The 18,884-nt window shown below is 74.5% G+C and carries 16 protein-coding genes; 5 read left to right on the top strand and 11 right to left on the bottom strand.

Going from position 1 to position 18,884, the window contains the following annotated elements:
* Positions 1–147 precede the first annotated feature (147 nt).
* The 6 genes from CP968_RS05960 to CP968_RS05985 all read right to left on the bottom strand — a co-directional run bounded on the left by CP968_RS05960 (position 148) and on the right by CP968_RS05985 (position 7,552).
* Positions 148–2,073, bottom strand: coding sequence for a beta-galactosidase (locus CP968_RS05960; protein WP_150516996.1), 1,926 nt, complete (start codon positions 2,071–2,073; stop codon positions 148–150).
* Entirely contained in the window at positions 2,070–3,107 is a 1,038-nt protein-coding gene (locus tag CP968_RS05965; RefSeq protein WP_150516997.1) for a zinc-dependent alcohol dehydrogenase, read from the bottom strand. The genes CP968_RS05960 and CP968_RS05965 overlap by 4 nt, the downstream gene beginning before the upstream one ends.
* Positions 3,104–4,132, bottom strand: a complete 1,029-nt coding sequence (locus tag CP968_RS05970; RefSeq protein ID WP_229886237.1) for an inositol monophosphatase family protein — start codon at positions 4,130–4,132, stop codon at positions 3,104–3,106. Before CP968_RS05970 ends, CP968_RS05965 begins: the two co-directional genes overlap by 4 nt.
* Entirely contained in the window at positions 4,129–5,343 is a 1,215-nt protein-coding gene (locus tag CP968_RS05975) for an aspartate aminotransferase family protein (protein WP_229886238.1), read from the bottom strand. The genes CP968_RS05970 and CP968_RS05975 overlap by 4 nt, the downstream gene beginning before the upstream one ends.
* A 371-nt stretch (positions 5,344–5,714) precedes the next feature.
* Positions 5,715–6,317, bottom strand: coding sequence for an HAD family hydrolase (locus CP968_RS05980; protein WP_150516999.1), 603 nt, complete (start codon positions 6,315–6,317; stop codon positions 5,715–5,717).
* Positions 6,314–7,552 (bottom strand): MFS transporter, encoded by a 1,239-nt coding sequence (locus tag CP968_RS05985; RefSeq protein WP_189828884.1) that lies wholly within the window; start codon positions 7,550–7,552, stop codon positions 6,314–6,316. The genes CP968_RS05980 and CP968_RS05985 overlap by 4 nt, the downstream gene beginning before the upstream one ends.
* 171 nt (positions 7,553–7,723) lie before the next feature.
* On the opposite strand from CP968_RS05985, the gene CP968_RS05990 reads away from it, so the two are divergent.
* The 3 genes from CP968_RS05990 (at position 7,724) to CP968_RS06000 (ending at position 10,992) form a co-directional block, all read left to right on the top strand.
* Complete coding sequence (locus tag CP968_RS05990) at positions 7,724–8,482, top strand: DeoR/GlpR family DNA-binding transcription regulator (protein ID WP_229886239.1); 759 nt, start codon at positions 7,724–7,726, stop codon at positions 8,480–8,482.
* Between the two features lie 560 nt (positions 8,483–9,042).
* Positions 9,043–9,969, top strand: coding sequence for a helix-turn-helix transcriptional regulator (locus CP968_RS05995; RefSeq protein WP_150517001.1), 927 nt, complete (start codon positions 9,043–9,045; stop codon positions 9,967–9,969).
* Positions 9,970–10,101: 132 nt separating this feature from the next.
* The gene (locus CP968_RS06000; RefSeq protein WP_189828885.1) at positions 10,102–10,992 is read left to right on the top strand and encodes a hypothetical protein; all 891 of its coding nucleotides are present in this window, start codon (positions 10,102–10,104) and stop codon (positions 10,990–10,992) included.
* A 127-nt stretch (positions 10,993–11,119) separates the two neighbouring features.
* On the opposite strand, the gene CP968_RS06005 is transcribed toward CP968_RS06000, so the two are convergent.
* From CP968_RS06005 to CP968_RS06020, 4 genes are read right to left on the bottom strand one after another with little or no spacing between them, the layout of a single operon-like run.
* Entirely contained in the window at positions 11,120–11,863 is a 744-nt protein-coding gene (locus CP968_RS06005) for a glycosyltransferase family 2 protein (protein WP_150517002.1), read from the bottom strand.
* Positions 11,860–12,486, bottom strand: a complete 627-nt coding sequence (locus CP968_RS06010) for an SAM-dependent methyltransferase (RefSeq protein ID WP_150517003.1) — start codon at positions 12,484–12,486, stop codon at positions 11,860–11,862. Before CP968_RS06010 ends, CP968_RS06005 begins: the two co-directional genes overlap by 4 nt.
* Positions 12,483–13,289 carry a PIG-L deacetylase family protein gene (locus CP968_RS06015; RefSeq protein ID WP_150517004.1) on the bottom strand — a complete coding sequence of 269 codons (807 nt, stop codon included), beginning with the start codon at positions 13,287–13,289 and terminating at the stop codon, positions 12,483–12,485. Before CP968_RS06015 ends, CP968_RS06010 begins: the two co-directional genes overlap by 4 nt.
* The gene (locus tag CP968_RS06020; RefSeq protein ID WP_150521751.1) at positions 13,286–14,281 is read right to left on the bottom strand and encodes an acyl-CoA dehydrogenase family protein; all 996 of its coding nucleotides are present in this window, start codon (positions 14,279–14,281) and stop codon (positions 13,286–13,288) included. The genes CP968_RS06015 and CP968_RS06020 overlap by 4 nt, the downstream gene beginning before the upstream one ends.
* 383 nt (positions 14,282–14,664) lie before the next feature.
* On the opposite strand from CP968_RS06020, the gene CP968_RS06025 reads away from it, so the two are divergent.
* Positions 14,665–17,067: a catalase gene (locus tag CP968_RS06025; RefSeq protein WP_229886240.1), complete on the top strand. Its 2,403-nt coding sequence runs from the start codon at positions 14,665–14,667 to the stop codon at positions 17,065–17,067.
* A gap of 60 nt (positions 17,068–17,127) precedes the next feature.
* Here CP968_RS06025 and CP968_RS06030 read toward each other — a convergent pair whose 3' ends face one another.
* Positions 17,128–18,396 (bottom strand): MFS transporter, encoded by a 1,269-nt coding sequence (locus CP968_RS06030; protein WP_150517005.1) that lies wholly within the window; start codon positions 18,394–18,396, stop codon positions 17,128–17,130.
* An 88-nt stretch (positions 18,397–18,484) separates the two neighbouring features.
* Between CP968_RS06030 and CP968_RS06035 the strand changes: the two genes are divergently transcribed.
* Positions 18,485–18,880 carry a MerR family transcriptional regulator gene (locus CP968_RS06035; protein WP_150517006.1) on the top strand — a complete coding sequence of 132 codons (396 nt, stop codon included), beginning with the start codon at positions 18,485–18,487 and terminating at the stop codon, positions 18,878–18,880.
* Positions 18,881–18,884: the final 4 nt, after the last annotated feature.

Consider the following 18,884-nt stretch of genomic DNA (forward strand, 5'->3'; position numbering starts at 1 on the left):
CTCCCGGACGCGTGCGTCCCGGCACGGACGGCGGCGTCCGCGGTACGGGGCCGGGGCGCGGGGGGGGCGGAACGGGATGCGGACGGGAGGGGAAGGGGCGGGCGGCGGGGTGCGCGCTGTCAGGTGCGCTGCCCCGCCGCCCGCGTCTCAGGAGGCCGTGACGCGCAGCGCGTCGGCCTTCTCGCCGGCCCAGGTGAGGGCGGCGGCGGCCGAGCGCTCCGGGGCCGGGGTCGCCAGCCAGCCCAGGAGGGCTCGGCCGCGGGAGACGGCGACGACGGCCGAGCCGGCCGGCAGGTCCAGCTCCCAGGCTCCGTCCGGGCCGGTGATGCGGTCGGCGGCGTCGGTCGGGTTGAAGCCGCCGATGACCCGTACGTCCTCGGGGCCGGTCCGGGCGAGCAGGACCGCGCGCCGTCCCTCCGAGGTGCCGCGCGGCGCGCCCGCGGACGGGAGGGCGGCCACGAACGCGGCGACCGCCCCGGCGGCCGGGGCGCTCGCGGCGACGGTCAGCTCGCCGGGGACGGCGGGGGCGTCGGGGTGTCCGGCGCGCAGGACGCCGACGGGGACGGCCCGGTCCGGGACGCGGTGCGCGTCGAGCCATCCCAGGCCGATGAGCCGCCCGGAGTCGCGCAGTTGCGCGTGGACGGAGTCGGCGAGTTCACCGAGGGGGGTGCGGCCGCCGCCGCGCTGCCAGGCCCCGGCCTCGGGCAGGGCCCGGTCGAGGAGGACCAGTGCGTCCAGCTCCGGTTCGGTGTCCAGCAGGATGCCGCCGAAGCGGTCGAGGAAGGCGGCCAGCAGCCGCACTCCCCCGGCGTTGGCCTGGTGCGCACCGGACTCGGCGAGGGGCGCGCCCGGACAGTAGGGCGGTGCGTGCAGGGCCGGGTCGACGCCCTCTGCGCGCAGGCCCTCGGGGTCCATGTCCACGAGGGCGTCCCAGGTCCCGGCGGCGCACGCGGTGTACACGCTGACCGTGGTGGAGCCCAGCAGCAGCGCGAGCAGTGCGTTGAACACGGGGGTGCCCGGCGCGGCGAAGGTCTCGTCGGTCCAGGTGAAGCCCCAGTTGGCCTCGGCGACGTCGGTGCCGCCGAGGAGGATCCCGGTCAGGTGGGAGGAGAGGGCGGCGGGATCGCGGGCCGGGTTGCCGACCCACTCGGTGTGGCCGAGCAGGTACCCGGAGCCCGCCAGGGCACGCTGCCGGGCGGCCCACGCGTCGAGGGCCGCGCGCGGAGCGGCCGCGTTCGCCAGCGGCACGTTGGCCATCCGGGCGGGACCGTCCGGGAAGAGACCGGAGATGTGGTCCCACAGGCCGGTGATGGCGTGGCCGCTCCAGCGGGACCACAGCACCCGCAGGGCGGTGGGCCACCGGTCGAGTTCCTCGGCGGACCGTGCGGCCTCGTCGGTGAGGCCGCGTCCGGCCAGCCACCGCGCGAAGGCCTCGCGGCCGGCCGGGGAGGCGTCCTGGGCATCGATCGGGAGGTGCGCCTCGCCCGCCATGCCCTCGTTGCCGAGCTGGAGCGCGACGACCGGCCCGTACGGCGCCGCCGCCTTGGCCACGACCTCGTCGGCGACGGCGCGCAGCCAGCGGTCGGCCTCGGTCCGTACGGCCTGGTCCAGCAGGCTCGGCAGCGGCTTGGCCTGTGAGGTGAGCACGGCGCCGTCCAGCCCCTGGTACGGGGCGTGCGCGGGCCCGCAGAGGCGGTCGGGCAGGCCGCCGAGCTGGACTTCGGCGTGGATGAAGGGGCCGGGCTTGAGCAGGACGGCCAGGCCGGCGCGGGCGGCGAGTTCCAGCAGCCCGACGACGTCGCGCTGGGGGTCGGTGCGGCCGGTGAAGTCGAAGCTCCGCCCCTCCCCCTCGCCGACCTCGTGGAAGCGCCACGGCAGGTACCAGGAGACGACGTCGATGCCGAGCGCGCGCAACTCCCGTAGATTCGAGGCCCAGTTGGCGGGGTCGGCACGGTAGTAGGGGTATTCGCCGACGATGACGGGCCGGGCCGCGCCCGGGACCAGGGCGCGGGCCATGCGGTGGCCCGGCCCGCGCCCGGCGGCGGGCGCCGGGGCGCTCGTGCGCGCGCTCACGCGTCCCCCTCGGCGTGCGGCGGTACGAGGACGACCTTGAGGGCGCTGTACTCGGCTCCGGGGACGGCGGCGAGGGCCTTGAACGCCTCCTCGTGGTCCGCGAGGGCGAAGTGGTGGGTCACCACGCGCTCCAGCGGCAGGGTCCGGGCGAGTTCGACGGCCTTGGGGAAGATCTGGCTGTTGTAGTCGCCCGCGCCGATGATCTGCAGGCCGCGCTGGAGCAGGGCCAGCGGCCGCACCGTGGCGGTGGCGTTGCTGTTGAAGCCCATGATGACGACCCGGCCGCGGACCGCGGCGTACCCGATGCTCTGCTCCAGGAGGTTGCCGACGGAGTCGACGACCAGGTCGCCGCGTCCGGCCAGTTCGGTGTCGTCGGGGGTGTGCACGGTGACGCGGCCGCCGAAGTCGGGGGCGTCGAAGACCTCGCGGTCCAGCCGGCGGCGGATCGGGTCGGGCTCGACGAGCAGCACCCGGGCCCCGTACAGCTGGGCGGCCATGGCGGTGACCACGCCCATCGGGCCGCCGCCGACGACGACCGCGCTCTCGCCGGCGGTGAGCCGGCCGGCCTCGATGTTGTTGAGGGCGCAGGCCAGCGGTTCGACGACGACGGCGCGGTCGAAGCTCATGCCGTCGGGTATCGCGTGGCAGAAGAGTTCGGGCAGGCGGATGAACTCGGCGAAGGACCCGTCGTAGTCCAGGCCGACCTCGGTGCCGGCCTTGCGCTCGCAGAAGTTCCAGTGGCCTTCGAGGCAGGCGGGGCAGGTGCCGCAGTACAGGGTGGGGTTGACGATGACGCGGTCGCCCACGGCGAAGCGGCTGGCGCCCGGACCGGTCGCGTCGACGACTCCGACGGCCTCGTGTCCCATGACCACGCCGGTCTCGGCGGGGAACTTGCCGACCAGCACGCTGCGGTCGGTGCCGCAGATGCCGCTCTGCGCGACGCGGATGACGACGTCGTCGGCGCGTTCGGGTACCGGCTTGGGGTGGTCGACGAGGGTGAGCGTGCGGTCGGCGGTGAGCGTCAGCGCCTTCATGAGGCCTCCGTCGTGTCGGGGGTGGTGGTGGCCGCCGCGAGGTCCCAGTCCACGGACTCCAGGAGCTGTGCGTGGAGTTCGGGCGTGGACGCGGCGATGCACGACTTCTGGTTCATGGGGCCGAGGTCCACCAGGGAGGTGCTGCCCAGGTCCGCGCCGTAGGCGTCGGTGATCGTCACGCCGGCGAGGCGGGCGAGGTAGACGGCGGCGGCGATGTCGTAGGGGAAGAGGTGCAGGATCGAACCGCGGCCCACGCGCAGGAACTCGGCCTCGGTGTGCGGGTGGTCGCGCAGGACCCGGTTGCCGATGTCGACGAAGGCGTCGAGCTGGCCGGTGATGATGCGCGAGATGGAGAAGGTGCTGCTGTTGAAGACGAAGATGCCGCCGGTGTTGGCCGAGCGGTCGACGAGGTGCGCGTACGCGTCGGACATCAGGCGCATCGGGTGGCCGTTGAACTCGATCGACCAGAACATGCGGGTGAGGTCGGTGGTGCGGCTCAGGCGCGGCACGGGGGTGGTGAAGCCGCCGCTGGTCAGGCCGTGCGCCTCGTCGCCGTAGATCCACGCGCCGCTCTTGATCTCGACCAGGCAGGCGGCGGTGACGTCGGCGAGGGTGGGAGCGCCGTCGCCGTAGGGCGCCGCGGCGATGGAGACCATGCCCATCTCCAGGCCGGCCGAGGTGGGCCGGGTGCCGTCGATCGGGTCGACGACGAGGAGGACCTGCGGGTCGGGGGCGAGCTCCACGTAGGAGCCGTCCTCGGTGTAGAGGGCGAGCGGGATCTCGGCGTGGGCGCGCAGGTGGTCGAGCACGGCCCGCTCGGCCACGTCGTCCACGTCGAACTGCGCGTCTCCGCCCGGCGAGTCGCCGTGGACGCGGCGGGCGAGGCCGCGGTCGGCGTAGGCGAGGAGTTCGGAGCGCACGTGGGCGCCGAGGCCGGTGAGCAGCAGCCGCATCCGCTCCGCCTGTGCGGCCCGGTCGGTCCCGTCGGTCCCGTCGGTTCGCGTCGTCCCCGTCGTCCGGTTCATCGGGCCAGCTCCGCGAGGAAGAGGTTCTCCAGCTTGTCGCAGATCTCCTCGGCCTGGTCCATGGTGAGGATCAGCGGCGGCCGGATCTTGAGGACGTTGCCGTAGCCGTAGCGCGAGGTGCGCAGGATCAGCCCGTGGTCCATGGCCTTGGCGGCGAGGTGGTTGGTGAGCTTGACGGCCGGTTTGCCGTCGGGCTCCGCGATCTCGAAGCCGATCATCAGGCCGACGCCGCGGACGTCCACGATGGGCTGGTAGCGGGTCTGCATGTCGCGCAGGCGCTCCATGATGGCGGCGCCGGTGCGGGTGACGTGGGCGAGGAACTCGGGTTGCCGGACGATGTCGAGGGTGGCGTTCGCGGCCGCGGCCGCGAGCAGGTTCGACCCGTAGGTGAACGAGTGGTGGTTGGCGGGGAGGCCGGCGAGCCGCTCGTTGGTGAGGATCGCGGCGACCTGGGCGCCCGAGCCGCCGAGGCCCTTGGCGGTGGTGATCGCGTCCGGCTCGACGCCGAAGTACTGGGCGGCGAACATGTGGCCGGTCCGGCCTATTCCGGTCTGGATCTCGTCGAAGATGAGGGCTATTCCCTGCTCGTCGCAGAAGGCCCTTAATTTCTGCATGTATCCGTCGGGAGGGACGATGTTCCCGCCGTTGCCGGATATCGGCTCGATGAGGACGGCGGCGACGCGGCCGCTGCTGGCGTAATCGACGAAGTCTTCCAGCCGGTCCACGCACATCATTCCGCAGGTTTCCTTCTTCTGCCCGTAGAAGCAGCGGAAGCAATACGGGTCGGGGACCTGGAGGCTGCCCGGGAAGAGGTTCGGGAAGGGCTCGCGGCGAAAGGCGTTCCCGGACATCGAGGTCATCATCATCGTCTGGCCGACGTGGCTGCGGAACAGCGTGATGACATCGGACTTGCCGGTGGCGAGCTGGGCCATCTTGATGGCCCCCTCGTTGGCGGCCGAGCCGCCGGAGACCTTCGGGTGCACCTTCGTCAGGCCGCTCGGCGAGGTCTCGACCAGGCGCTGGACCAGCCCGTTGATCGGGTCGCTCTGGTAGGAGGAGGTCATGTGGACCACCTTGTCGAGCTGGTCCTTCATTGCGGCGATGACGACCGGGTGCGAGTATCCGAGGCTCAGGTTGAACGTCGCCGAGGCGCAGTCGAGGAAGCGCCTGCCGTCCTCGTCGTACAGGTAGACACCTTCGCCCCGTTCCATCTTTCGTTCACTGACGGGGTAATAGAGGTGATCCGTGACTTCCTTGGTGTCCATTTTTCCTTCTCACGCGGGTGACAGGTGAACGTCAGGGTTCGGACGGAGAGGAATCGCTCACGTCCGGGGAGACGGGGGACCGGCGGTCGTGTGACCCGGGCGGTCTTCGCGTCGGTGTGGTTTTGGTCCGGCGGGGCGTCGCGCCCCGCGGGCGGCCCGGTTTCCTCACCCGTTGCAGATCGGGGTTCCGGCGCCTTCTCATTCATACGATCACATTCCAACGGGCCCTGACAACCACTGTTGTGCCAATTCCGGGTGTCCGGTCGGTGTGCCGTTCCGCACCGGTTCACGGCACACCGGAGAGGTCCGCGCCGAGGTCACACCGGCGGGCCCGCCAGGGCCGCCTCCAGCGCGTCGGGAGTGGTGAAGACGTGTCCGTCCAGGCCGAGTTCGCGGGCGGCGGCGACGTTGTCCGCCCGGTCGTCGACGAAGAGGATCTCTCCGGGTGCCAGCCCCAGCTCCCGTACGCACCACGCGTAGGCGGCGGGCTCCGGCTTGGCGCTTCCGATCCGACAGGAGAAGCCGATGACGGAGAAGCGGTCCAGCCAGGGGTGGGTGGTCTCGTACCGGGCGGCCAGCTCCTCGGGGATGTTGGACAGCAGGCCGAGGGTGTGGCCTCGGCCGGCGAGGGTGTCGAGCAGGTCCACGGCGTGCTGGTCGATCCCGCTCCAGCTGTCCAGGTCGGCCGCGATCAGGTCGGCGGTCAGGCGTGCGTCGGGTGCGATGCCCAGGCTCTCGCAGACGCCCCGCCAGTAGGCGGGGCCCGTCACGTCGCCGCGGTCGTACGGAGCGCGGTGGCCCCAGTACGCCGCCCAGAAGCGCTCCCGGTCGGCCCCGATGGTCTCCTCCAACACGGCCTGGGACGCGGGCGACTGGAGGCGTGCGATCACGCCGAACAGGTCGAACAGTACGGCTTTCATCCGTGGATTCCTTGGGTCGGGACGGTGTCGGGCACCGCTTCGGAGCCGGGGGTCCGCACTCCGTCGGGGTCGGGCGCGTGCCTGCGCAGCCACACGCTGAGGCCGACGCAGACGACGGCGAGCGCGAACAGGACGAGCGGAGCGGCCCGCACGTCCATGGTGTCGATCACCGCACCGAGCAGCGGCGGGAAGGCGACGCCGCCGATCATCGACGCGGCGATCACGTAGGCCCCGGCGGCGGCGACGCTGGGCACGGCGCGGTTGAGCCAGGGCAGGCAGGTGGGGAAGATGGGCGCGATCATCAGGCCGACGCCGAAGTAGGCGTACGGGGCGAAGGCGGGGACGGTCGCGAGCAGCAGGAAGCCGGCCATGCCGGCGCAGCAGACGGTGAGGATCGAGGGCGCGGACCAGCGCAGGCTGAGCGGGACGATGACGAACCGGCCGATGGTCATGGCGGCCCAGTACGCCGAGGTCGCGGTGGCGGCGGTCGCGGCGCCGTACCCGACGGCCTCCAGGTGGGTGGGCTCCCAGCCGCCGACGCCGGTCTCGATGGCCACGTGCAGGACGTAGACGCCGACGAACGCGGCGATGACGGGCAGTACGCGCGCTCCGCGGGCCCCGCCGGCCTCGGTGGCCGCGGGCTCGGGTTCGCGGGCGGCGACGCCGCCGAGGGTCGGCAGGATGAGCAGGCAGACGACGCCGATCCCGAGGAAGATCTGCGGGTAGCTGTCCGCGCCGAGCCAGCCGATCAGGGCGGGGCCGGCGATGGCACCCACGCCGAAGTGGCCGTTCAGCAGGTTCAGCATGGCGGTGCTGCGGCGGCCGAAGCCGATGGCGAAGAGCTGGTTCAGGCCGTAGTCGATGCCGCCGAAGCCCAGCCCGATGACGAAGGTGCCGGCCAGCGCCAGGATCCAGGTCGGGGAGAAGGCGAAGACGGCCGCGCCGGCCGCCATGAGCACGTAGGAGGCTCCGAGGAGCGTGCGGTTGTTCAGCCGGCCGCGCAGGACGTGGTAGACGAGCACGCCGAGCAGGGCTCCGATGAAGTGGGCGCTCAGGCTGAGCCCCGCCACCGCGGGACTGATGCCGAACTCCTCGCGCAGGGCGGGGATGGCCGGGCCGTACAGCGCCTGCAGGGCACCGATCACCACGAACGCCACGCACGAGGCGACGATGGCGACGGTGGTGAGCAGGGGCCGCGCCGTCTTGGACGGGTCGGTCCCACGGGTGGCGGACATCGCTCTCCTCGTCGATCGTTGGGAAATGAACATCATCCGCGTTCGATACAGCGTGAAACTCACAACCTGCACCGCAGACTACTCACCGTGAATGTTCATTTCAACAGGCGACATGCGCACTCGGGTGCCGGAGACCCCTTCCCCTGTGCTAAAAGCAGACACATGAACGTGATGGACAGACACAAGTTCGTGGTCGCGCTGCTCATGAAGGAGAACCGCGCGACCGTCGCGGAGCTGGCCGGCGCCACCGGCGCGTCCGAGATGACGATCCGCCGCGACCTGGAGGTACTGGAGTCGCGCGGCGCCCTGCGCCGGGTCCGCGGCGGCGCCGTGAGCAACCTCCCGGGCGGCGTCGAGCCCCCCTACGCGGTCCGCGCCATGTCGGGCGCACAGGCCAAGGAGCGCCTCGCGGCCTCGGTGATGGACCTGCTCACCGACGGCGAGACCGTCGCCCTGGACACCGGGACCACCGCCGTGGCCATCGCCCGGGCCATGGCCGGCCGGCAGTTCACCGTCACCCCGCTCTCACTGCACGCCGCCTTCGAGCTCTCCGGGCAGCCGGGCATCCAACTGCTGCTGCCCGGCGGCCAAGTGCGCCCCGAGGAGCTCTCCTTCCACGGCCACACCCCGGTCCAGACGTTCCGGGACCTGTGCTTCGACACGTTCGTCCTCGGCTGCTGCGGGGTCGACCCGATCCAGGGCGCCACCGCGTACAACCTGGACGACGTCCAGGTGAAGCGGGCGGCCGTGGCGTCCGCCCGACGGGTCGTCCTGGTGGCGACCGCGGACAAGCTCGGCCGGACGGCCCTGGGCCGGATCTGCCCGATGGACCGGATCGACCTGATCGTCACGGACGCGCCGGAGAGCTCTCCGGTGGTCGAGGAACTGCGGGCGCAGGGCGTGGAGGTGGTCCATCCGTCGGACGGCTGAGCCGCGCGGCCCCACCGCCGGCGGGGACGTTCCTGCCATGCCTCGCACCCTTTCCGCTCCGCTCACCGCCGTACCGGACGCCACCGCCGTACCCGACGTCACCGCCGTACCGGACGCACCGGACCGGCGCGTCGTCCACCAGGCTCCACCGGAGCGGACGGTTCACCAACGGGTCCGGACCGTCGTCTTCCCGACTGTCGGGAAGACGCCAGCAAAGGGTTTCAGCAACTTTCAGCCGCACCGGAAGCCGCACACCTGCGACGCAACCCGTTCGAATAGCGGACGAATCACCCTCCGCGACCGTGCGCACCGCACCCCACCAGGGCGTTCCCCCGCCGCACCGGGGTCGATCCGGATACGTCCGGAAGATGTCCGATACATGCGCCTGAGCGGGGCGCCCGAAAGGTGGGCGCTCTAGCATCGCGTTCGCGACTGGCGCGAACGAGAAGGTGTCCACAGTGGAATTACCCGCACAGCGGTGCCCGGAGGACCGGGACCCACCCAGGGAACTCAAACCCGCGGAGATAGACCTCTACCGCGAATTCGCTGAACAGGGGCCTTTGGAACTGGAGCAGCTGCTGACCCGGCGGGACCGCGGCGTGACCATCCGGCTCCTCGACACGCTCATGGCGGCCGGCCTGGTCCGCCAGGCCGGCACCAACCGGTTTGCGGCAGCCAACCCGACGGACGTCTCCGGCCGACTACTCAAGGGCTGGGAGGACCGGCTGCAGGGGGCCCAGCTCGACCTGCTGCGCATGCGCGGACAGCTCGCCGAGCTCGCCCTCATCCACGCCACCCAGCAGCGGACCCTCCACGGGCCGCCCCTGGAGCGGGTCGAGTCCCCGGCGGAGGTGAACCGCATCCTCGACCTGGCCGCCGGCGAGTGCGAGCGCGAAGTGCTCAGCGCCCAGCCCGGCGGCGCGCGACCGGCCCGGGAACTGGGCGGAGCCCGCGACCGCGACCGCGACCTGCTCGAACGGGGGGTCCGGCTGCGGACCCTCTACCAGCACGCCGCCCGCTTCCACCCCCCGACGGTGGGCTACGCCGCCGAGATGGCCCGCCTGGGCGGCGAGTTCCGGACGGTCACGAGCGACCTGCCCCGCTGCCTGGTCCTCGACCGGACGCTGCTGGTCGTCCCGCTGCACGGCGCCCCCGGCGGCGCCCTGATCGTGCGCAGCCCGGACCTCGTCGGCTTCGCCGCCGACGTGTTCGACGTGCTCTGGACGGCGGGCGAGGCCCTCGGCAAGGCCCGCGAGAAGGCGTTCCTCCAGGACATCGCGGAGCAGACGAAGCGTTCGGTGCTCCAGCACCTGGTCCAGGGCGAGGACGACCGGGCCACCGCCCGGGCCCTGGGCATCTCGGTGCGCACCTGCCAGCGCCACGTCTCCGACCTCATGCGCCGCCTCGGCGCCACCAGCCGCCTCCAACTCGGCTACCTGGCCCACCGCCACGGCCTCCTCGACCCCGAACCCCCCACCGCCCCCTGACCCCCCGCGCCCCGGCCCCGAGGGACGGCGCCGGGGCGGACGGGACCGCGCCGGGGGTGGGGCCCGCCCCACCCCCGGGCGGGTGGCGGGCCGTAGTGACCCGGTGGGTGCCGGTGCGCCAGGGTCGTCCGCATGCCCACCACCCCACGGTCCGCCCGCCCACACGGACCCTCCCGTCCCGCCCTCCCTCGCCCCGGCGCCCCGGGCCGCGCGTACGCCGCGCTCGCCGCTCTCGCCGTCGTCCTCGCCGCCGCGTTCGTCGGCGCCCCCGGCCCGCTCGCGGCGCGCCTGTCGGGCGGGGGCTTCGGCGACCGGCGCGGTCTCGTCGAGAGCCTCTCCGCGGCGTTCGTCGGCTACTGGAACTCCGGCGACCGGGCCTTCACACCGGGCCTGGAGCGGGTCGTCGCCTACTGGACGCACTATCACGTGGTCAAGGCCGTGGCCGCGGCGCTCCTGCTGATCGTGCTCGGCACGCTCGGCGTCCTGCTCTGGAAGGCGTTCCTGCGGGCCGGGTCCGGGGCGGGGCGGCGGGCCGCCCTCGCGTCGGCCGGGAGCGTGGTGACGGCGCTGGCGCTGTTCTCGCTGGTGACGGTCCTGGCCAACGTCCAGGGCGCGGCGGCGCCCTTCTCGTCCCTGCTGCCGGTGCTGCCGCTGCGCACCGCCGACGGTGAACTGGCCGCGGTGCTCGCCCAGACGGGGCAGCACCTGGCCGCCCTCCCGCGGGCGGGCGATCCGGGCCCGGCCGCCGTGGAGGTGATGGTGGGCGACTTCGCCCGGTACCACGCGGTGCTGGCCGTGGCCGCCGCGACGGTGGCCGTCGTCCTCCTCGGCCTGGCCGTGGTGGCGTGGCGCAGGGGTCCGGGAGCGGCGGCGGGCGACCGGCGCACGCGGCGCGTGTTGCGGTCGTTCGCCGTCCTCGCGGCCCTGGTGGCCGCGGCCTTCGCCGTCGTCGCGGTGGCGAACGCGACCACCACGGCCGATCCGGCGCCCGCCCTCCTGGCCTTCTTCGACGGCGGCTGGTGACCGGCGGGCCGTGACGGATGACCGCCGGCCGGGTCCCCGGCCGGCGGCCCGGCCCGGCGGCGGCCGTGCGGCCGCCGTGGCCCCCTCGCCGCTCCCGCCCCGCCGGTTCAGGCGTCCTCGCGCCGGTTCAGGCCTCCTCGGGATGCCCGGGGCACGGGCCCAGGGCCGCCAGGTCGTCGGCGAAGCCGCCACGGGCGCGGCCGCGGACGCGCGGGGAGGTGAGGACCGGGCAGAGCGCCGTGGGCAGGACCCGGTGACCGGCCCGTTTCAGCGCGTCCACCAGGGCGTGGTCCTCGCCGGACGCGAGGGGTGGGAAGCCGCCGACGGACCGGTAGGCCGCCGCGCCGACTCCGAGGTTGGCCCCGTGGACGTGGGGGTGGCGCCACTCCCCGCCCGGCGGCCGGGTCTCCTCGTAGCGGGCCCGGAGCCGGTCGGCGAGCGGCGAGGTGCGGGGCAGGACCACGGTGCCGACGACCGCCTCCCAGCCCTCCCGGGCCCGGGCGAGGTGGTGCGCGAGCCAGCCCGGGGGGACTTCGCTGTCGGCGTCGGTGGTGGCGATCCAGGTGCGGGCGGCCGGTCCGCCGAGCTCCCGCAGGGCCCGGCGGACGCCGAGGGCGCGGGCCCGGCCCGGGTTGCGGAAGCGGCCGGTGACGACGGTGGCTCCGGCCTCGCGGGCCAGGGACGCGGTGTCGTCGCGGCACGCGTCCGCGACGACCACGGTCAGCACCCGTACGCGGGCCAGGGCCGGGTGCCGGGCGGCGGTGCGCAGGGCGGCGAGCGCGGCCGGCAGCAGGTCCTCCTCGTCGTGGGCGGGGACCACGACGGCCACGGCTTCGAGGGACGCACGGGGCCGTGCCGCGCGGACGGTCACACCAGCCCTTCCCGCTCGGCGGGGGTCGCCGGCCGGCTGCCGTCCGGGAGGAGGCGCTGGTGGACCTGGAGGACGAAGTCGTCCTCGCGGTGGTCCGCCAGCAGGTGCAGGCCGGGGGTCGCGGCCAGGCTCCGCGCGATGCCGGTCCCGGTGGCGAGGTGCTCGGGGACGGGGTGGTTCCAGTGGACGGTCACCAGGGTCCCGCCCGGTTCGAGCGCCTCGACGGTGCGCTCCAGCAGGGTCCGTACGGTCGCCGCGTCGAGGTAGTAGAGCAGCTCGGAGAGTACGACCAGGTCGAAGGTTCCGTCGGGCCACTGCGCGGGCACGGTCAGTTGCCGGACCTCCACGTGCGGCTGCCCGGCCGTGCGGCGCCGGGCGGTCGCGACCGCCGGGGCGACCCGGTCGCAGGCGAGGAGCGCGTCGCAGCGGGCCGCCAGGCGGTGGGTCAGTTCCCCGACCGAGCAGGCCGGTTCGAAGGCGCGGCGGTAGCGCTCCTGCGGCAGGGCGGCGAGGGTCAGGTCGTACTTGCGGCGCTCGTAGGGGCGTTCGGCGAGGTGCCAGGGGTCCTCGGCGCGGTCGTACAGGGCGTCGAAGTACGAGGCCGGGGTGGACTGGTCGGTCACGTGAAGAACACCTCGATGTCGCGCAGGTGGTGGGCGAGCTCCTCGGGCGGCAGGACGGCCGCGTCGGCCGGGTCCGGTCCCAGGGGTGCGGTCTGGCTGACGAAGTGCCGTACGGCCCGGCGTTTGCGGGCCGCGGTCCCGGGGGGCAGACGGACCGCGACGGCCGCGTCCCAGGGAACGGCGGGGTCGCCGGGCCGGGCCCAGTGCCACATCCAGACCGGGTACGTCCAGCAGGTGACGGCGGCGGCCCGGGCCGCCGCCGTCGCGGCCCGCCCGGCGGCCTCGTGGTCGCCGTGCACGTCGCCGGTCCACGGCGCCAGGCACAGCCGGGCGCCGTCGAGGAGCGGCGCCAGCGCCGCGGCGACCTGCTCCTCGTGGTGCGCCAGCCGGGTGTCGGGCACGGCCAGGCGCACCACCTCGGCGTCCGTCGCGCCCAGCGCGTCGAGCGCGCGGCGCAGTTCGGCGGCCCGGACGGCCGCCAGCGCGTCCGGGGTGACGCGGGTGCTGCCGGGGTGGGAGCGCTCGCCGTCGGTGACGGAGACCACCGTGAGGGCGAGACCGGCGCGGGCGAGGAGGGCCAGGGTGCCGCCGGCTCCCAGCACCTCGTCGTCGGGGTGGGCCGCCACGACCACCACCCGGCCGCGCACGGGCAGGTCGGCCGCCGGCAGCCCGGCGAAGCCGTGCCAGGCCCGCCAGCGGTGCTCCGGGGTGCCGGGCGCCTGGATCGGGTCGGCGGCCGGCGCACCCTGCGGCGTCCCGGCGGCCCCGGCGGCCCTTGCCGTCCCGGGCGTGCCCGCCGTCACCGCTGGTCCGTACCGGCGACCAGCCGGCCCAGTTCGGCCAGGTTGCGCTCGCCGTGGTGCTGGCGGACGTAGACGGCGAGGTCGGTGGCGTGCCGCGTGTGGGACGGGTCGTGGCACAGCGGTTCGGCGCCGGTGGCCCGTCCGACGTGGGTCAGGACGTCGGCGCAGACCGATTCGACGAAGGCCCGCACCCGCAGGCTGCGCCGCCGGGCCGTGCCCCCGGCGTCACCGGGGTCGGCGTCGATCTCCGCCGCGGCCCGGGCCAGGACGGCCGCCGCGGCGTGCAACCGCATGTCGACGGCGCCCAGATGGGCGTCGGTGAGGGGATCGGGCCCGCGCCGTGCCGCCGTACGGCCGAGGAGGTCCGCGACGGCGCGGGCGCCGCCGTACCAGCAGGCCGCCACCCCGATGCCGCCGTGCTGGAACCCGGGCCGGTCCACGTACGCCTCCACGCCCCCCACCGGCACCGCGGGCACGTCCTCGAACACCACGTCGGCGCTGTCGCTGGCAGCCATGCCCAGCGCCTGCCAGCTGCCCTCCACGGGCCGGCACCGCCCGGCGCCCGGGCCCGCCCCCGGCGCCGCACCGGTGGTGACGGCGAAGAGGCGACGGCCGTCCTCTGCCGTGGCCGTCACCAGGGCCCGGGTGCAGCTGTGCGCCCCCGAGCAGTAGCGCTTCAGCCCGTCGAGCACCCAGCCGCGGTCGCCGCGGGACGCGGTGAGCCCCTGCCCCGGGGGCTCGGCGGCCCACACGCCCCAGCGCTCCCGGGGGCCCGCCTCCGGCCCGCCGAGCTCCGCGAGGATCGCCAGCGCGTCCGCGTGGCCCTCCACCAGGCGGACCAGCGAGAGGTCCCGCCGCGCCACCGAGGCAAGCGCCCGGAACCGGTCGGCGGTCCGGCCGCCGCCCGGCAGCGGGAGGTCCAGTGCGCCCGAGGCGAGGTCGGCGACGCACTGCGCGAAGTCCGCAGCGGCCTCCTCGCGGACCTCGTCCATCCAGGCCGCGCGGCCCGGGCCGTGGGAGGGCCTCGCGCTCGATCGGGCTCCGTACGCGGTGCCGTGCATCTGCGGTGCTCCTTGGGGAGGGGGACGAAGCCGGTGGCGGAACGGGCGGCAGGGTCCCATCGTGGGCGCCGGTGGCGGAACGGGCGGCAGGGTCCCATCGTGGGCGCCGGGCGGGCGACCCGCATCACGGCGCGGCCACCTGGCCCGCACGGCGCCCTCCGCACCGGCGCCGCGGAGCGGGCGCAGGAGGGAAGCCGTCACCGGTACGGCCGTCCCCGGGGTGCCGGGGCCCGGCGCGGGCGCAAGGGTGGCCCGGGGACCCGGGGACCGCCGGCACCCGCGCCCACCGCGTGAGGCAAGAGGAGACACCCGCCATGGCCCAGCAGAAGACGACGAAGCCCGCCCCGAAATCGAAGGCGAAAGCGAAGGCGAAGGCCTTGGAGCCGGCGGCGCCGAAGCGGCCCGCGAAGGCGACAGAGCCCGCAGCGGCCAAGCGCCCCCCGAAGGCGGCAGAGCCCGCAGCGGCCAAGGGCGCCGCCTCCGGGCGGGTCGTCCGGCGCGGTGGCGCCACCGCGGGACCCGCGGGCATCCCCGGCAAGCCCGCGCCCCGGCCGCCCGCGGTCGCGGAGCCGACCCGGCCGCGCGAACCGCTGCCCCCGAAGCCCGACCAGACCGGCCCGGACACCCTCGGCCCCACGGGACAGCCGACCGGCGCGCCGCGGGCCGCCATGGCGCAGGGCGGGGCGTACCTGACGACGGCGCAGGGGGCCCGGCTCCCGGACGGCGACCATTCGCTCAAGGCGGGGGCGCGCGGACCGGTCCTGCTCCAGGACCACCACCTGCGCGAGAAGATCACGCACTTCGACCACGAGCGGATCCCGGAGCGCGTGGTCCACGCGCGCGGCGCGGCCGCGCACGGCGTCTTCCAGGGGTACGGCACGGCGGCGAAGGTCAGCAGGGCGGCGTTCCTGGCGAAGGGCGTCGAGACGCCCGTCTTCGTGCGGTTCTCCACCGTCCTCGGCTCGCGCGGTTCGGCCGACACCGTTCGCGACACCCGGGGCTTCGCGACGAAGTTCTACACCGGCGAGGGCACCTTCGACCTGGTGGGCAACAACATCCCGGTCTTCTTCATCCAGGACGCGATCAAGTTCCCCGACGTCATCCACGCCGGCAAGCCGCACCCCGACCGCGAGATCCCGCAGGCGCAGAGCGCGCACGACACGTTCTGGGACTTCGTGTCCCTGCACACCGAGGCCACGCACCACACCCTGTGGAACATGTCCGACCGCGCTCTCCCGCGGTCGCTGCGGATGATGGAGGGCTTCGGCGTCCACACCTTCCGCCTGGTGAACGCCGAGGGCGCCACGACCCTGGTGAAGTTCCACTGGAAGCCCAAGCTCGGGGTCCACTCGCTGGTCTGGGAGGAGGCGCAGCTCACCAACGGGACGGATCCGGACTTCCACCGCCGGGACCTGGCCGACGCCATCGAGTCCGGCGCCTTCCCGCAGTGGGAGCTCGGCATCCAGACCTTCCCCGACACTCCGGAGCAGACCTTCGAGGGGATCGACCTGCTCGACCCCACGAAGATCGTCCCGGAGGAGGTCGCGCCGGTCGTGCCGATCGGCCTGATGACGCTGAACGCCAACCCGACGAACTACTTCGCCGAGACCGAGCAGGTCGCCTTCCACCCCGGCCACCTCGTCCCCGGCATCGACGTCACCGACGACCCGCTGCTCGCCGGGCGGCTCTTCTCGTACCTCGACACGCAGATCAGCCGACTCGGCGGCCCCAACTTCGGGCAGATCCCGATCAACCGGCCGCACGCCCCCGTCAACGACATGCTCCGCGACGGCGCGCACCAGACCGCCGTCCACACCGGTGTCGCCCCCTACCGGCCCAACAGCCTCGACGGCGGCTGCCCGTTCCTCGCCGGAGCCGACGACGGCGCCTTCATCGAGGTCCCCGTCGAACTGCCCGCCGCGCGCAAGGTCCGCGAGGCGCCGGCCTCGTTCGCCGACCACTTCGGCCAGCCGCGGCTCTTCTGGCTGAGCATGACGCCGGTGGAGCGCGAGCACATCATCGCCGCCTACACCTTCGAGCTGGCCAAGTGCTACGAGCAGGCCGTCAAGGAGCGCACCCTGGCCGTCCTGGCCAACATCGACCCGCGGCTCTGCGCGGAGGTCGCCGCCGGCCTCGGCCTGCCCGCACCGGCCGCCACGGTCCCGCTCGCCGATCCCGGCCCGAGCCCGGCCCTCTCGCAGGTGGGGCGGGAGTGGCCGCTGGACGGCCGGGTGATCGGCATCGTCGCGGACCCGGGCGGGGACCTCGCCGGGGTGCGGACCGTGCGCGACGCGGTCCTGGCCGACGGGATGGTGCCCTTGGTGATCGCGCCCACCGGTGGCACCCTGGGCCCGCGGAAGAACCCCGTCACGGTGCAGCGCACCTTCGCCACCGCCCGTTCCGTCGAGTTCGACGCCCTGTTGTTCGCGGGCGTCCCCGGGCCGGCCGCCGATGCCCGCGGCGCCCGGGACGCCAAGGCCGGCGCGGCCCGCTCCGACGGCCCGGACCCGCGGGTCCTGCTGCTGCTGACCGAGGCCTACCGGCACGGCAAGGCCATCGGCGGCTGGAAGAGCGCCTCCCGGGTCCTCGACGCCGCCGGGATCGGGGCGGACGAACCGGGCATCGTCTTCCGGGCGACTCCCGCGGCCGCGCTGAAGCAGCTGAAGCGGGCCATGGCCGGGCACCGGGCCTGGGACAGGTTCCCCGCCGCCGACTGACCGCGCCCGCCCGCGGGCCGGTTCCCCCAGGGGCGGGGACCGGCCCCGGGTCCCGGACCGTCAGGATGCCCTGGGGCGGGCCGGGAAGCCGTGCGTACGGGCGCCGAGCACGACGGCCAGTACGGGGACCAGGAGGATCGGCACGCTCCACGGCAGGGCCCCGGTGCCGAACGCGTCCAGCAGCAGGCCGCCGGCCACTCCGCCGCCCGCCATGGCCACGTTCCACAGGGTGACCAGCATGGCCTGCGCCGCGTCGGCCTGTTCCCCGCCGGCGTCCCCCGCCGCGGTCTGCAGCAGGGTCGGTGCGCCGCCCCAGCCCAGGCCCCAGAGCGCCACGGCCGCGTACACCGCCGCCGGCGTCCCCGAGAGCAGTGCCAGGGCCGTACCGGCCACCGCGATCAGCCAGGTACCGGCGATCATCAGCGCGCGCAGCCGCCGGTTGATCAGGGTCCCGACGGCCCAGATGCCCAGCAGCGAGGCGGCGCCGAAGAGCAGCAGGACGAGGTCCGTCCGGCCGCCCATGGCGAGGTGGTCGAGGAACGGGGAGACGTAGGTGTAGAGGATGGTGTGCGCCAGGACGAACACGAAGGTCACGAAGAGGACCGGGGTGACGCCGGGCACGTCGAGCGCCCTCGCCATCGACGCTGAGGGCCCCTTCCGCGCCGGGTGGCCCGGCTGGTCGGGGACGGCGGCCAGGATCCAGCCCAGCAGGACCAGCGTCAGCCCGGTCATCAGCAGGAAGGCCGCCTGCCAGCCGATGGCCTTGCCGACGAACGAGCCCGCGGGCACGCCGAAGGAGAGCGCGACGGGGATGCCGGCCATGGCCACCGCGATGGCCCGGCCCTGGAGGTGGAGCGGGGCCAGCCTGCGGGCGTAGCCGGCCAGGAGCGTCCACACCAGTCCGGCCGCGACGCCCGCGGCGAACCGGGCGGCCATGGTGAGGGGGTAGTACGGGGAGAGCGCCGTCACGGTGTTGGCGACGGCGAATCCGGCCATCGCGGACAGCAGCAGCGGACGGCGGCGCACTCCGGCGGTGGCGGCGGCGAGCGGGATCGCCGTGAGCACGGTGCCGAGGGCGTACACCGTCACCGTCTGGCCGGTGGCGGCCTCGCTCACGTGCAGGTCGGCGCTCATCGCGGGCAGCAGTCCGGCGGGCAGCGTCTCGGTGAGGCTCGTGATGAACACGGCGGTCGCCAGCGCGAGCAGCGCGGCCAGGGGCAGCTTCTGCGGACGGGGCGGGACGCTCGGCGGCCGGGGCGGCGCACCGGTGGGCTGCCGTGCGTCGTCGGGGGCGGGCGAGGGCTCCCTGTTCAGGTCTGTACTCGACATGGCAGCATGCTCGAACCCTTCCACTGGTGTGAAGGTCAAGCCGGATCCGGAAACGGGCGCCAGGGGGCGCCGCAGGGGGGAAGCGACCGTGCGCATCGGGGACTTGTCGGACCGCACCGGTGTCTCGCGCCGGATGCTGCGCTACTACGAGGAGCAGGGGCTGATCGCCTCCCAGCGGTGCGCCAACGGCTACCGCGACTACGGGGAGCCCTGCGTGGACCGCGTCCAGCAGGTCCGCGGCCTGCTGGACGCCGGGCTGCCCACGCAGACGATCCGCAAGATCCTGCCCTGCCTCGGGCCGCCCGGCCGGATCGACATCCCGGACCCGACGCCGGAGACGATCGCGCTGCTGGAGGACGAGTGCGCGCGCATGTCGCAGCGGATCGGCCAGCTCACCCGCAACCGGGACGCGATGGCCGCCTACCTCACCGAGGTCCGCAGGGCGGTGCGCCCCGGCCCGGCGGCGGCGGGCACGGCGGGCTGACGGC

The organism is Streptomyces subrutilus (assembly GCF_008704535.1).
Classification (GTDB): Bacteria; Actinomycetota; Actinomycetes; order Streptomycetales; family Streptomycetaceae; genus Streptomyces; species Streptomyces subrutilus.